Source organism: Streptomyces sp. NPDC051214, assembly GCF_040682375.1.
Lineage (GTDB): Bacteria > Actinomycetota > Actinomycetes > Streptomycetales > Streptomycetaceae > Streptomyces.
In genome coordinates this window covers 87,023-101,337 of sequence record NZ_JBFBAT010000002.1, presented here as the reverse complement: position 1 = coordinate 101,337, position 14,315 = coordinate 87,023, and the positions used below count along the sequence as shown (strand labels likewise).

Here is a 14,315-nt window from a genome sequence, read left to right as displayed (position 1 = left end):
GCTAGACGACGACACAAGCGAGACGGGGGAACGACATGGGGGGCAATCGTCCGGCGGATTGGCATGTCCTGGACCTGGACAAGGACCCAACCCCCGGCGATCCGGACCGGGTCCGGAACCTAGCGAAGAACCTGCACGACTTCGCCGACGACGTATCCAAGGTCCTGCGGGACATCAAGGGCATGGCGGGCGAGGACGCGATCCTCACCTGGGCGGGCGAGACCGCAGAATCGTTCACCTCGGAGTTCGAGGACGCGCCGGGCAAGCTGAAGAAGCTCAAGAAGAGCTACGAGATGGCCGGCGACGCCCTGTCCACCTACTGGCCACAACTCGAACGCTCCCAGGCCCTCGCCGACAAGGCCCTAGCCCAGGGCCGCGAGGCCCAGACCAGGCTCTCCGCCGCCCAGTCCCGCCTGACCTCCGCCGACTCCTGGATGGAGCGCGCGGGCAAGGAAGCCGACAAGTACAAGGACGACGACGGCGGTTCCAAGGCCGGCAAGGACGTCCCAAAACCAGACCCGGACAAGGTCAAGGCCGCCACCCGCAACGCCAACTCCGCCGAAAAGGCCCAGACGGCCGCCAAGTCCGACGTCACCGCCGCCCAGAGCAACCTCGACGCCGCCAAGAAGATGGCCGAGGACGCCCGCAAAATGCGCGAGAACGCGGCCGGCACCGCGAAGAAGAAACTCGAAGAAGCCTCCGACGCGGGCATCCAGAACCGCAAGTGGTGGGAGGAAGTCGGCGACTGGGTCACCGACAACTGGGACACCATCGTCGCCGTCTGCAAAGTCGTCGTCGCCGTCCTCGGCATCATCGCGATGATCATCGGTGGCCCGATCCTCGGCGCGATCGTCCTCATCGCCGCCCTTGTCGTCCTCGCCGACACACTCAACAAATACGCCAACGGAGAAGCAGGGCTACTCGACGTCGCCTTCGCCGCCCTGGACTGCATCCCCGGCATGAAGGGCCTCACCAGCCTCCGCGGCCTCGCCAAGGGCATGAAAGGCCTCAAGGGCGGGCTCAAGGGCCTCAAGTCGGCTCGCTCGGCACTGAATGGAGCAGCAAAGGGTTCCTACGATCGACTCAGAACGCTGGTTAAGGGGTGCGGTGATCCGGTGGATGCAGCCACTGGATACATGTTCCTGGAAGCCACCGACATCAGCCTGCCCGGCACCCTGCCGTTCGCTTTCAACCGCCGTAATTCCTCTGGCTACCGCACCGGCCGGTGGTTCGGCCCTACCTGGACCTCCACCATCGACCAACGCCTGGAGGTCGATGAGCAGGGCATCGTCTTCGTCACTGAAGACGGCATGCTCTTGGCCTATCCGCATCCTGAAGGCCCGGGTAGCCCGGTCCTACCCGAGTCCGGGCCACGCTGGCCGTTGGCCCAAGCCGAGAACGGCAGCTACCTCATCGCCGATCCGGTCCTCGGCCACGACCGCCACTTCGCTCCGCCCGCAGAAGGCCTGGCGCTTCTGTCACAAGTGTCCGATCGCAATCGCAACACCATCGACTTCGATTACGACGCTGAGGGCACTCCTCTCGCGATTCGTCACAGCGGCGGCTACTCCCTCAAGCTCACTGTCAATGATGGCCAAGTGACTGCGCTGTCCATGGACGATACGGCCAGCGGTGGCTCGCACATCGCTGTCAAGCAGTATGACTACACCGATGGCGACCTCAGCGCCGTCACCAACTCCTCCGGACTATCAATGGTGTTCACCTACGACGAGCAAATGCGCATCACATCGTGGGAAGACACCAATCACAGTCGGTACCAGTACACCTACGACGACCAGAACCGCTGCATCGCTCAGGAAGGCACTGCCGGGCATCTCGCCAATTCCTTCGCCTACGAGCTTGCGGACCCCGCATGGCCCAACTGCCGTATCACTGAGGTCACAGCTGCCGATGGTTCCACATCCCGCATCGTCATCAACGACCAATGCCTGGTGGTTGCCGAAGTGGACCCACTGGGTGGCATATTTACGACCGCGTATGACCACAACCAATACGTTTGCGCCACGACGAACGCGGTCGGCCACGCCACTCGCGTCGTCAACAACGAGCTGGGACAGCCCACCGAAGTGACGCGGCCTGATGGCGCAGTCGTGCGCGTCACCTACAACCATCTGAATCTGCCCACTGCCATTGAGCAGCCGGACGGCACGACCTGGTCGCACACCTACGATGAACGAGGAAATTGCACCTCAACGACAGACCCAGCGGGTGTCACGGCTCGAAACACTTACACCGTGACTGGATCCCCTGCCACGGTGACCAACCTGCTGGGACACACCACACGGGTGCGCTGCACCTCGGCTGGCCTGCCCGCCGAGGTGGCCTATCCATTCGGTGGCGTCACCACCTGGGAACATGATGCACTGGGCCGTCCCGTCGTCATCACGAATGTGCTGGGTCAGACCACGCAATTGGGTTGGTCGACCGAAGGTCAGCTCCTACACCGCGTTGCTGCAGACGGCACTCACGAGGAATGGACGTATGACGGTGAGGGCAACTGCACCAGCTATACCGATCAGCTGGGCCAAGTAACCCGGTTCGAGTACACCCACTTCGATCTGCTCACTTCCCGGACGGGGCCGGACAATGCTCGGTACACATTCACCCACGACGCAAGCCTTCGGCTGACCCAAGTCACCAATCCTCAGGGCTTGATGTGGGACTACATCTACGATGCTGCCGGAAACCTGGTGGGTGAGGCCGACTTCGACAACCGCACCGTCACCTATACGCGTGACGCTGCTGGGCGGCTTACCTCCCGAGCTAATCATTTGGGACAAGACACCAGATTCGAGCAGGATGAACTCGGGCACATCATCCGCAAGGAATCTGCCGGAGTTGTCACAAAGTTCGAATACGACCTGCTCGGCAATCTGACTCGCGCCGACAGTCAGGATTCCTCGATCGTCCTGGAACGCGATCGTCTCGGGCAACTGATTACCGAGACAGTGGATGATCGCACAATCGCCTACACCTACGACGAGTTTGGGCGCCGCACTAGCCGCACCACCCCCAGCGGAGCCACCAGCGTGTGGCAGTACGACGAGATGGGGCAGATTTCCTGCCTCACCACCTCGGGGCACTCGATCGATTTCGACCAGGACCTTGCTGGTCGGCAACTCGGGTTTCGCTTTGGGAACGGCATCGCCCTGTCTCATTCCTTCGACGAGGCCGGGCGCCGCACCGGCCAAGCGATAAAGGCTGCAGATGGGAATACCGTTCAACACCGATCTTATCGCTACCGCGCCGACGGAAACCTCACCGGAATTGTGGACAACCTGTCCGGCTCTCAGCAGTTCGAGCTGGATGCAGCGGGCAGGGTGACAGCGGTCCACGCCCGAAACTGGCATGAGGCCTATGCGTACGACGCATCCGGGAACCAGACTCACTCCCATTCGCCAACCACCCACCCAGGGCACGAGGCCAGCGGCCCGCGCACATACACAGGGACCCAGCTCACTCGCGCAGGGAACGTACGTTACGAACACGACAGGCTTGGTCGCACTACCCTGCGCCAAAAGACGCGTCTGTCCCGCAAGCCAGACACCTGGCATTACGAGTGGGATGCAGAGGACCGGCTCGCGTCCGTCATCACCCCCGATGGCACTCGATGGCGCTATCGTTACGATCCCCTTGGGCGCCGCATCGCGAAGCAGCGCCTCACCCGTAAAGGTGAGGCAATCCTCGAGCAAACGGTTTTCACCTGGGATGGCACAACGATGTGCGAGCAGACCAGCGTGTCACCAGAGCTACCGCGCCCTATTACGCTGACTTGGGACTATCAGGGAAATACCCCGATTTCTCAGACGGAGCGCATTTTCACCGACACCTCCCAAGAGGAGATAGACTCACGCTTCTTCTCTATCGTCACTGACCTGGTCGGCACCCCGACCGAAATGATAGATGAAAACGGCGACATCGCGTGGCGATCTCGAAGTACCCTTTGGGGTACTACAGCGTGGAATACGAATAGCAGCACGTACATACCGCTGCGATTCCCTGGACAGTACTTCGACCCTGAGACCGAACTCCACTACAACTACTTCCGTCACTACGATCCAGAAACGTCCCGCTATCTGACCCAAGACCCCTTGGGTCTCGGTCCCGCAGACAATCCATCAACCTACGTACACAACCCCCACACCTGGGCTGACCCCTTGGGGCTTGCAGGCTGTAAGCCTTCCCTAGGAGAACGCCTAAAGGGACTCTTCGGCGGCGGAAAGTCGTCCGATTCTGCGGCGACGTCTGACGCGGTTCCTGTCGAGCCCCCACGGATGTTGAACCCGGCTCCCCCGAGCATGGGCAGCCCAGCAAATCTCTACGGTCCCTACCATCGCCTTGCCTCGCCCACACAGACCAGAGAAGTCACCGATCAGGTGATCCAGTCAGGTGAACTCTGGGGCCGCACATCACGCTTCGGCGGTGACGAAATGGTGCAGGCCCACGTTGGCCCGCTGCCCGAAAACGCCCGCCCAGGAAGCTTCGAGTTCTACACCTCCGTGGCCCCCAAGCCGGCAAAGAACTCGCCTCCGGGCTACGCGGGATGGGAACTGGGCAAGCAGCCCGGTGTCCAGCACGCCCAGAGCAACGGTGAAGACTTTGCCCGAATCCCGGTCTTCGTAACTCAAGTGAGATGATTATGGAACGCATCCCGGCAGTCCAATTTCAAGGGACTCCACAGAAATACATTGCGCAGCTCAACGTTACGACAGAGTCAATTGAGTCCACATGGGGAGCCCATGAGGTGACCTATGACGACCTTGGCCCGTGGCTTACGTTTTCATTTTCTCTTGAGGATGGAACGCTGGCAGCCTTGGTCAGAGAGGTAGAAAACGCTCCGCACCCTGGATACATTCTGACAGCTATCAGCGATCGTCCGTCTTCTCAGATCCTTGAGCGTTTCATCTCCGAGGCCGGCATCGACTCAGAGTCCGTTTTGCACGCGTCGGACGAGTGAGCCGCTTCTCATCTGCTGACAGGGCAGGTGTGAGCGTGCCCACGAAGGGCATCGTTGTTCCTCTGGCTGACTCGGGAGTACCGGCAACGCCGACGTAGACCCGCGCTTACCCCAAATGCGTATCCCCCAGCGAAACCAACAACCTCCGCAACGCCCCGTCCAGCGCCCGCCGCTCCTCCGCCGACAGCGCCGCCACCATCCGCTCCTCGTTCGCTACGTGATCCACCACCGCGCGGTCGACCAGCTCCAGGCCCGCCTCCGTGAGGCGGACCTTGATCGCCCGGCGGTCCGCCGGGTCCGGGTGGCGTTCGATCAAGCCCTTGCGTTCCAGCTTGTCGAGGCGGTTGGTGATTGCGCCTGACGTCACCATCGCGGTCTTCAGGAGGCCGCCCGCCGTCAGTTCGTGCGGGGCGCCGACCCTGCGCAGCGTGGCGAGGACGTCGAACTCCGGGAACTCCAGGCCGTGTTCGGCGAAGATCGGCTTCATTCCCTTGCTCAGCAGGTGGTCCGCCCGCTTGATGCGGCCCACCAGGGCCATCGCATCCAGGCCCGCCGCGTCCATGTCCGGGCGCTCGCGATGCCACTGGGCGCGCAGCTCGTCGATGGCATCGGCGTCCGCCGCAGTCGGCATCGGCGTCGGCGCCACCTCAGGGTCAGCCATTCCCGCACTCCTCATCTTGGCGGGCCCACCCTCCGGGCAGGTATCTCAACGTTCAGATACTTGACGTTCGCGGACCCAGGGTTCATATTTATCTCAACGTTGAGAATAACAGCGTTCAGGGGAACCGAGGGGGAGCACACCATGTCCATCAGCAGCCCGCAGGTACGCACGGCAGCCGGCACGGCACGCATGGCGGAAGCAGCAGGTGGCGCCGGTGCAGCAGGTGGCGCTCGCGGCGCGCACCGTCCCACCGGCCAGGACCGCCCCCGTCCAGCACCGCGAAACCGCGCATTCGCCGCCGCGGCCCTCGCCGCCATCGGCCCCGCCACCTGGGGCACCACCTACGTCACGACCACCGAACTCCTGCCCCCGGACCGCCCCTTGCTGGCCGCGGCCCTGCGCGCGCTGCCCGCCGGGCTCATCCTGCTCGCCCTCACCCGGCGGCTACCCAGCGGTGACTGGTGGTGGAAGGCGGGCGTACTTGGGCTGCTCAACTTCGGGGCCTTCTTCCCTCTGCTGTTCTTCGGTGCCTACCACCTTCCCGGTGGCGTCGCCTCGACCGTCAGCGCCGTCATGCCGCTGCTCGTCGCCGGCTTCGGGGTCGGCGTTCTGAAGGTGCGGCCCACGCGTCGTACGTTGATCGCCGGGCTCGTAGGGGTTGTCGGCGTCGCGCTTCTCGTCCTGCGCGGCAGCGCCTCCGTAGACCTCGCCGGGATCGTGGCCATGCTGGCCGCCACCACGCTGATGGCCCTCGCCGTCGTACTCAGCAAGCGCTGGGGACGGCCCGAAGGTGTCTCCCTGCTCGCCCTCACCGGATGGCAACTCACCGCCGGTGGGCTGGTGCTGGCACCCATCGCCCTCACCTTCGAAGGCCTCCCGGACCACTTCACCGGCGCCAACCTCGCCGGATACGCCTACCTCGGCATCATCGGCACCGCCATCGCCTACGCCCTGTGGTTCCGCGGCATCGAGCGGTTGCCCGCCTCGTCCGTGTCGTTCCTCGGGCTCACCAACCCTGTCGTCGCCACCCTCGCCGGGCTGCTCCTCCTGACTCAGACCCTCACCCTCTGGCAGGTCGGCGGGCTCGTACTCGTCGTGGCCAGCGTCCTGGTTGGGCAGGGCCGCCGCCGCGGCCCGGCCGATTAGCACCGCACCCGTAATCCGCGTTAAACCCCGCAAGCACCCGTAACCCAAGGAGCAGACCCCATGCGCATCACCGTCTTCGGAGCAGCCGGAAACGTCGGCAGCCGCGTCGTCACCGAAGCCTTCTCCCGCGGCCACGAAGTCACCGCCGTCGTCCGCGACCCCGCCCGCTTCGGCGAACTGCACCCCGCCGCCACCCACCGCGCCGGTGACGCCGGAGTCCCCGAGCACGTGGCCGAGTTGAGCGCCGGGCAGGACCTCATGGTGAACGCCACCAGACCCGCCCCAGCCGCGAGGCTGCACCGCGCCGTCGAATTGGCCCAACCACCCGAACTCCCGCGCAGGCGAGCGATACCGCCGTCTCCCTACAAGCCCCTCGAAGCGTTGACTGCCGCGCCCCGGTCAAGGCAGGTACCGACTCCCGCCCGCCCGGGCATCCATAGCAGTCGCGAACGGAGGCTGCGAGGTCAGGGCCGAGTCGCCCCATGACAGCCGCGCTCCGCACCGTTACACGCTTCGCATTACGACAGGGTGACAGTCCGCATCGCTAGGGCGATATGTCACGAAACCTTTCTGGCGAACCATCAACCTCCACGGATAGCGTGGACCCTTGAGGCCCGGACGCCACCGACGTCCCCAGCGCCGACCTAAGCACGGCCGCACGCGAGTGGAGACAGCGGAGGGAAGGGGACGATGTCCAAGGACCTCGGAGTCGACTACGACTACCTCTACACAATCAAGCACGACCTCAAGACCGTGCGCAGAGAGTTCAAGAGTTGCTCCAGCCATCAGGAAGACATGCACGACGAGTACGGTTCCTATTTCGTCTCATCAGCCATGGATGAATTCACTTCGAATTGGAACGACCACCGCAAGGAACTCCTGAAGAACATCGAGGGTGTCGGAAAACTCGTCGAGCAGTCGATCGAGAATTTCGAGAAGCTCGACAAGGAGCTGGCCGAATCCAACAAGCGCAAGAAGAAGTGAGGGTTTGAGCCGTGGCTCGCCGTCCGACCGACTGGTCCCCCATCTGCGAAGTCGACCCGACCCCAGGCGATCCCGAAGGCGTTCGCGACGAAGCGAACAGGCTGAGCCGCATTGCGGAGACCCTTGAGCGGCAGGTGTCGAAGCTCCGCAAGCTCGGCAAGGACGACAACATCAAGGGCAAGTACGCGGACGCCATGCAGGAGGAGGCCGACGAGCTGGCCGGGCGCTTCGAGAAGACCAAGGGGCGGTACGAGAGAGTCTCGGGCCATCTGCACACCTGGGCCGACGACTTGGAGCATGCCCAGGTCGAGGCCAAGAAGGCGCTGGACAAGGCCCAGGCCGACAAGAAGGACGAAGACACCGTCGACGAGGCGAAGAAGGATCTGGTCGTCGCCACTTCCTACTACACCACGCACGCCATGACCGCCCAGCGATTGATCCGTGATGCCATCGAAGACGATGTCGAGGATGGTTTCTGGGACGACGTCATGAGCTGGGTCAAGGACCACGCTGACGGCTTCAAACTCTTTCTCGACGTGCTCAGTTGGATCGGGACAGCGCTCGCAATCGTGGCGCTCTTCGTCCCTGGTCTGAATCTGCTCGTGATCGGCATTGGACTAGCAGTCGTCCTAGGCAGATTCCTCCTCGTCAAGGCCGGCAAGGCGACCTGGATGGACCTCGCCTTCGACGCCTTCGGTCTGCTCACCATGGGGATCGGCCGAGGCGCGATGGCCGGCCTCAAGGGAGCGAGCGCCGCCACGAGGACCGCCTCCACGGCTCAGCGGGTGAAGAAGCTCAAGGATGGCCTTTCCGCGACGAAGTCCCTTCGCAACCAGCTCCAAAGGCGGCTCGCGAGCGCCTCCGATGACGCCTCGAAGGCGGCCGTTCGCGAGGAGATGAAGTCGCTGCGCAAGGGGATCGCCGGTCACGCGGGGCGGGTCACCAACGATCTGCCGCAACCCAGCAAACTCTCCACCGCGCTACACCTGGGTGACGACGAACTTGCCGCCGTGCGCCAAGGCATCAACCAGAACAAGAAGCTCTTCGGGGAAGGCATCTCGACCGGGACGAAGGTTGGCGGCAATGTCGCCTACTACACGGCAATGGGAGCGGCGTACGGCGGTACAGCGGCGGATTACGGAGACAAGGCGCTCGGCGACAACGACACCCTGAACGCCATGAGCGATGGACTCGGTATCCCCCACAAGCCGAGTTGGGACGCCTACAACAACTTCAAGGCAAACCACGGCGCGACCCAGGAGTATTCCGCCTGGTAGAGCACGTTGTCGTCCGCGAAGGTGCTGCAACATGCCGTGCAGGACAAGGAGATGCCCCCATGACCCAGAACACCGTACCCCCCGCCCCGCCCCATTCACCTGCGGACCGGAAACTGATCAATCAGGTACGGGCCGTCATCGTGACCCCGATCGCCTTTCTTATCGTGGCGATCGTCGGTGGAGTGCTCATTACGTCCGAAGCCCTGCCAAAATCCCTCAGTGGTGTTTTGAGGTTCCCGGGGCAGTCCTTGCCGCTCCTCGCCGTCGCCATCCTTACAGTCGGCGTCATCCTGCTTCGTCGCCAGGGCAGATGGCGGCCGGGCTTCGCCTTCTACTTCGCGGGCGGCGCGCTCGCCCAGCTCGCCCCGCTGCTCCTGCTCATGCACCATCACCCCGTCACCCTGATCGCACCTCTGGTACCTGGCGCCGTGATCGCGGCTTACAGCGTCTTCGACCGAAGGGGCCAGGGCAATGAGGTCCACTGATACCAGGAAGGCTTTCGGCTACACCCTCATCAAACCTCCGGGGTGGGCCAGGATTCCCCTGAAGGAAGGCACCGAGGACGCGGTCAAAAAGATTGTCGACGAGGCCGCCGAGCAGATCTCGGAGGATTTCCCCCGGGACAAGGTGATCGACGCGCGGATGGAGCTGTACCGGCAGCTCAACACGTCGGTGCGTGAAGCCCGGCGACGCGACGGGGTGGACCTGTACCTCCCTGTGCAGCCCCTGCACGGGGTCCTCGTCGCGGCCTCTTTCGTCGTCGCCAAGACCCGCACCAGGCTGCGTGACGGCATCGGACCGCGGGACGTGCTGCTGCATCTTGTCTCCGACTCCGACTCCATGGAGCCGCTCGAGGTCGACGGCGCACCGGGAGCTCGGAGCGAGCGGGTCCTCGCCGCGAATCCGGAGAAGGGCATCGAGACGCCGTCAAAGCATGTCGACTACGTTGCGCAGGTGCCTTCGGCGCAGAACTCGTTCGATTGGATCGTCGTCAGCTTCAATGCAGTCGGAGACGGAAACCCTGAGGGGGAGCTCACCGCCATCCTCGTCGAGCTGTTCGACGCCGTCATGACCACTTTCCGCTGGAGGACCGAGTGAACGTCACCTTCGCCCTCGACACGGACAGCGACCCCAACGTCTGGCCCGCCATGCCCGTCCTCGAAGGACGCGGCGCCTCGCGCGAGCGCAAAAAATGGGCCCGCCGCACCTCGGAGCTGCTCTGGAGCCTCGTGGACGACGAGGAGGTCGACAAGAAGCAGATCAAGCTCCTCGCCTACGAGCTGGAATCCGCCGCCGAGCTGATCCCGCAGACCGTTCCCGTCCACCAGGTCTTCCTCTACACCCCCGACCCCCGCCGCGAATTCCTCACGTTTCTGGTCCACATCGGAGTCAGCGAGGGCACCGTTGAAGAGACGCTGGCCGAACTGGTCCAAAAGAACGCCCCCGGCGCCGTGCAGGACCCCGAGGTCATCGACTTCGACACCGAACGTCTCGGCCGTGGAATGCGCTCGATCCGTTACTTCGTCTCCCAAAAGGCCGGCGCCATGTGCTGCTCGGTCAACTATGCCTGGCGCATCGAGGCGCTCGGCATCGACGTCGTTGTACGGACCATCGGCGAGGACATCGGCTGGATCACTGCGAACATCGACGAATTCGATGAGTTCGCGCGGAGCCTCTTCGTTTATGACGAGGCCTAGTGCTACAGACGGTGCAACAGCCTTATGAAGTCCGCGAGTTCACCCCCGTCGCTGCCCGCGGACACCCACATGCTCTCGGCACGGCAGTGGCCGTCAACCGGCGCCGGCGCCTGCCCCTCAGCGCCGCGATACCTACTGCCGAGCCCTCCGCCCCTTCCCCGACTTCGCTCCATTAGGCCAAAGCCTGGGGCTCCGTTTCGCGGCGAAGTCCTCGATCCAGCCCACCGCCATCACCATCAGGCCGATCAGCGGCCAGACCAGGACCGTCATCCACAGCATGTACGTCGAGTCCAACGCCGAGCTCCAGCGCTCGTCCTCCATGAACGGCAGGTCGTACGCCATGTCGATGATCGGGACCGTGGCCATGATCAGGAGGTTGTGCCAGAGGTAGATCGTCACCGCTCGGTTGTTGGAGAGGGTGATGAGTTTGTCCCAGCGCTTCAGGCGGCCCGGCAGCTCCTGCCAGGACGGGGAGTACTGGAACAGGATGACCACGAAGCCGAAGGACCAGGCCGCCTGGGCCAGCGGGATGTCGTTCAGGTCCCAGCCGTCCGGGCCCAGATGGCCCGACGCCCACCACAGGCCGAACGCCATGATCAGCGTCGAGACGGACACCGCCACGTAGCGCGGAACCCTGGCGAGTACGCCCTCCTGGTGGGCTATGCCGAGGACCCAGCAGCTGCCGTACACCGCGAAGTCCGACACCGCGTTGCCCGTCTCACCCGGGATCTTGACGATCTCCGTGGCCAGCACCGCCGTCAGGGCCAACGGTGCGAACAGCGTGGCCCACGGGGCCTTGCGGAACGCCCAGAGCAGGAGCGGCGACGCGATCACGAACCACAGGTACGCGCGGATGTACCAGAGCGGGCCCGCGGCCTGCGCCGGCCAGGTGTCCTCCAGGAGGCCCGCCTTGTCCCCGATGTGCCAGGGGAAGGGCGGGGCGCCGATCGGGAACACGTAGTTGAGCATCGACACCAGACCCCAGGTGTCGCCGTGGTCCGGGTCCTTGGTGACGTTCCAGCCGCCGTAGAAGAGGAGGAACAGTGCCACCGCGCTGAACGCCCACATGGGAGGCAGGAGTCGGCGTATTCGGCCTCGGATCACGCCCCAGGCCGGGCGCTTCAGCGAGCGCGCCATCAGCGCGCCCGCCAGCGCGAACATCACGCCCATGGACGGGAAGATGATCGTCAGCCAGGCCCAGCCGAACAGGTGGTAGACGACGACACGGACCAGGGCGAGCGAGCGCAGTACGTCGAAGTAGCGGTCCCGGCCCGGCTTCTTGGGAGCTGGCGTAGCCACCGGGGTCGGCGGAGCCACCGGACCCACCGGCGTCACCCCCACCCCCGGAGCCCCCATTCCCGGAGCCCCCATGCCATGGTGCGTCGGCGCATGATTCCGCAGCCCCGGAGGCGGCGGCACCTGCGGCAGTGGCTGCGTGGGCTGTTGGGGATACGTCATGCGACGGGCCTCCGATCAGGGCTGCCCGTCCGCTGCTGCGGGATAGAGGGCTGATTTCCGAGGACCCCCGTACGCCGGAGCTTCTGCCAGCGCAGGCGGCCTCCGGTCAGGGCGGTGATCCAGGACTGCAGCAGCACGACGTACATCAGCTGCCGGTAGAGGATCTGCTGCAGGGGCAGCGAGATCAGATGGGTCATGCGCTCACGGTCGAGCCGGAAGGCGTACGCCGCGCACACCGCCTGGACGGCGAGCACGCCGAGCCACGCGATGATCGTCTTCTGGGTGGGGCCGAAGACCAGGCCGTAGAGCAGGAACACGTCGATCAGGGGCGCCAGGAGCGGGGCCAGGACCATGAACAGGGAGACGAGGGGCATGCCCACGCGGCCGAAGCGGCCCGATGGGCCGGACTCGATCACCGAGCGGCGGTGCTTCCAGATCGCCTGCATCGTGCCGTACGACCAGCGGTAGCGCTGCGACCACAGCTGCTGCACCGTCTCCGGGGCCTCGGTCCACGCGCGCGCCTTCTCGGCGTACACGACCCGCCAGCCGTCGCGGTGCATCGCCATCGTGATGTCGGTGTCCTCGGCGAGCGTGTCGTCGCTCATGCCGCCGACCCGCTCAAGGGCCGAGCGCCGGAAGGCCCCCACGGCGCCGGGGATGGTCGGCATGCAGCCGAGCATGTCGTACATCCGGCGGTCGAGGTTGAAGCCCATCACGTACTCGATGTGCTGCCAGGCGCCGATCAGCGAGTCCCTGTTGCCGACCTTCGCGTTGCCCGCGACGGCGCCGACGCGCGGGTCACCGAACGGCTGCACCAGCTCGCGCACGGTCGACTGCTCGAAGACCGTGTCGCCGTCCATCATCACGATGAGGTCGTAACGGGCGTTGGCTATGCCGCGGTTGAGCGCGGCCGGCTTGCCCGCGTTCTGCTGCCGCACGACGCGTACGTTCGGCAGGCGCAGGCCCTCGACGATCAGCGCGGTGCCGTCCGACGAGCCGTCGTCGATGACGATGATCTCGATGGGATGGTCGCTCTGCATGAGGGAACGGACCGTGGCCTCGATGCACTTGGCCTCGTTGTAGGCGGGCACGAGGACCGACACCGGTTCGGTGATGTCGGGGCCCCAGCGGAAGCCCTTCTTGCGCACCTTGCGCGCGTGCACCGCGGAGAGCAGGAGCATCATGCCGAAGCGGAGCATGACCAGGGACCCGATGATGGCCAGGGCCACGACGAGTACGCCGGTGATCTTCTCCGAGGCTCCGACCAGGAAGACCCAGGCCTTGCCCTTCCACAGGTCGAGGCCGGAGACCGGCGCGTGCGCGCTGGGGGCGTCCAGGGCCTCGGTGAGGTTGGTGAAGCGGTAGCCCTTGTCCTGCAGATCGGGCAGGAAGGTGTCGAGCGCGGCCACCGTCTGCGAGCGGTCGCCTCCGGAGTCGTGCATCAGGACGATGGCGCCGTTGCCGTTCTTGGGCGTGGCGCGGCGGATGATCTCGTCGACGCCGGGGCGCTTCCAGTCCTCGCTGTCGGTGTTGTTGACGACGGTGAGGTAGCCGCGGCTGCCGATGTACTTCGTCACGGGCCAGGACTTGTTGTCCATGGCGTCGGAGAAGGAGGAGTACGGGGGACGGAAGAGGGACGTACGCACGCCGGCCGCGCCCGCGAGGGCGAGCTGGTTCTGCGAGAGCTCCCAGTCGATGCGGCTCTTGGACTGGTACGACAGGTCGGGGTGGTTGAACGTGTGCAGGCCGACCTCGTGGCCCTCCTCGACCATGCGCTCGACGAGGTCGGGGTAGCGCGAGGCCATCGTGCCGGTGACGAAGAAGACGCCGTGCGCGTCGTGCTTCTTCAGTACGTCGAGGACCTTGGGGGTCCACTCCGGGTCCGGGCCGTCGTCGAAGGTCAGGACGAGGCGGTGGCGGGGGACGCTCAGCGTCTCCTCGTGGCCGCCACGGGTGTCGATGACCGGGCCGCCGTCCTCGAGGACCTTCTTCGGGACCTGGTCGGTGGCCGCGGGCGGGCGCACGCGGTGGTCGGCGAGGATCTCGCTGTGGGTGTAGCCGCGCAGCATGAGCATCGCCATCAGGGCGACGAGCAGGAGCAGCGGCAGAAGATA

The 14,315-nt window shown here is 64.9% G+C and carries 11 protein-coding genes and 1 pseudogene; 9 read left to right on the top strand and 3 right to left on the bottom strand.

From position 1 onward, the window contains the following. Positions 1-35: 35 nt before the first annotated feature. Both AB0M70_RS04880 and AB0M70_RS04875 read left to right on the top strand, forming a co-directional pair. Positions 36-4,658: a DUF6531 domain-containing protein gene (locus AB0M70_RS04880; RefSeq protein WP_365816443.1), complete on the top strand. Its 4,623-nt coding sequence runs from the start codon at positions 36-38 to the stop codon at positions 4,656-4,658. A gap of 107 nt (positions 4,659-4,765) precedes the next feature. Further along, positions 4,766-4,978, top strand: coding sequence for a hypothetical protein (locus AB0M70_RS04875; RefSeq protein WP_365816441.1), 213 nt, complete (start codon positions 4,766-4,768; stop codon positions 4,976-4,978). 106 nt (positions 4,979-5,084) lie between these two features. Here AB0M70_RS04875 and AB0M70_RS04870 read toward each other — a convergent pair whose 3' ends face one another. Next, a complete protein-coding gene (locus AB0M70_RS04870; RefSeq protein ID WP_365816439.1) occupies positions 5,085-5,639 on the bottom strand; it encodes a MarR family transcriptional regulator in 555 nt (184 codons plus the stop codon). A 141-nt stretch (positions 5,640-5,780) separates the two neighbouring features. Here AB0M70_RS04870 and AB0M70_RS04865 point away from each other — a divergent pair, with 141 nt between their 5' ends. The 7 genes and pseudogenes from AB0M70_RS04865 (at position 5,781) to AB0M70_RS04835 (ending at position 10,743) form a co-directional block, all read left to right on the top strand. After that, positions 5,781-6,785, top strand: a complete 1,005-nt coding sequence (locus AB0M70_RS04865; protein WP_365816437.1) for an EamA family transporter — start codon at positions 5,781-5,783, stop codon at positions 6,783-6,785. Between the two features lie 60 nt (positions 6,786-6,845). Continuing rightward, positions 6,846-7,067 (top strand): annotated as a pseudogene (locus tag AB0M70_RS04860) (NAD(P)H-binding protein); the annotation flags it as partial. 408 nt (positions 7,068-7,475) lie between these two features. Further along, positions 7,476-7,769 carry a hypothetical protein gene (locus AB0M70_RS04855; protein ID WP_365816435.1) on the top strand — a complete coding sequence of 98 codons (294 nt, stop codon included), beginning with the start codon at positions 7,476-7,478 and terminating at the stop codon, positions 7,767-7,769. Positions 7,770-7,780: 11 nt separating this feature from the next. Beyond that, complete coding sequence (locus AB0M70_RS04850; RefSeq protein ID WP_365816433.1) at positions 7,781-9,046, top strand: putative T7SS-secreted protein; 1,266 nt, start codon at positions 7,781-7,783, stop codon at positions 9,044-9,046. 59 nt (positions 9,047-9,105) lie between these two features. After that, positions 9,106-9,531: a hypothetical protein gene (locus AB0M70_RS04845; protein ID WP_365816431.1), complete on the top strand. Its 426-nt coding sequence runs from the start codon at positions 9,106-9,108 to the stop codon at positions 9,529-9,531. Further along, on the top strand, positions 9,518-10,144 hold the full coding sequence (locus tag AB0M70_RS04840; RefSeq protein WP_365816429.1) for a hypothetical protein: 627 nt from the start codon (positions 9,518-9,520) through the stop codon (positions 10,142-10,144). The genes AB0M70_RS04845 and AB0M70_RS04840 overlap by 14 nt, the downstream gene beginning before the upstream one ends. Then, positions 10,141-10,743: a hypothetical protein gene (locus AB0M70_RS04835; protein ID WP_365816427.1), complete on the top strand. Its 603-nt coding sequence runs from the start codon at positions 10,141-10,143 to the stop codon at positions 10,741-10,743. Before AB0M70_RS04840 ends, AB0M70_RS04835 begins: the two co-directional genes overlap by 4 nt. Positions 10,744-10,875: 132 nt before the next feature. Here AB0M70_RS04835 and AB0M70_RS04830 read toward each other — a convergent pair whose 3' ends face one another. Both AB0M70_RS04830 and AB0M70_RS04825 read right to left on the bottom strand, forming a co-directional pair. Beyond that, on the bottom strand, positions 10,876-12,042 hold the full coding sequence (locus AB0M70_RS04830) for an acyltransferase (protein ID WP_365816425.1): 1,167 nt from the start codon (positions 12,040-12,042) through the stop codon (positions 10,876-10,878). 155 nt (positions 12,043-12,197) lie between these two features. Further along, entirely contained in the window at positions 12,198-14,282 is a 2,085-nt protein-coding gene (locus AB0M70_RS04825; RefSeq protein WP_365817534.1) for a glycosyltransferase, read from the bottom strand. Between the last annotated feature and the right edge of the window lie 33 nt (positions 14,283-14,315).

Excerpts from the sequence above, each read along its gene's own strand:
- AB0M70_RS04845 (WP_365816431.1), top strand. The coding sequence starts at position 9,106 with ATGACCCAGAACACCGTACCCCCCGCCCCGCCCCATTCACCTGCGGAC.
- AB0M70_RS04855 (WP_365816435.1), top strand. The coding sequence starts at position 7,476 with ATGTCCAAGGACCTCGGAGTCGACTACGACTACCTCTACACAATCAAG.
- AB0M70_RS04865 (WP_365816437.1), top strand. The coding sequence starts at position 5,781 with ATGTCCATCAGCAGCCCGCAGGTACGCACGGCAGCCGGCACGGCACGC.
- AB0M70_RS04870 (WP_365816439.1), bottom strand. The coding sequence starts at position 5,639 with ATGGCTGACCCTGAGGTGGCGCCGACGCCGATGCCGACTGCGGCGGAC.
- AB0M70_RS04825 (WP_365817534.1), bottom strand. The coding sequence starts at position 14,282 with ATGGCGATGCTCATGCTGCGCGGCTACACCCACAGCGAGATCCTCGCC.
- AB0M70_RS04880 (WP_365816443.1), top strand. The coding sequence starts at position 36 with ATGGGGGGCAATCGTCCGGCGGATTGGCATGTCCTGGACCTGGACAAG.
- AB0M70_RS04840 (WP_365816429.1), top strand. The coding sequence starts at position 9,518 with ATGAGGTCCACTGATACCAGGAAGGCTTTCGGCTACACCCTCATCAAA.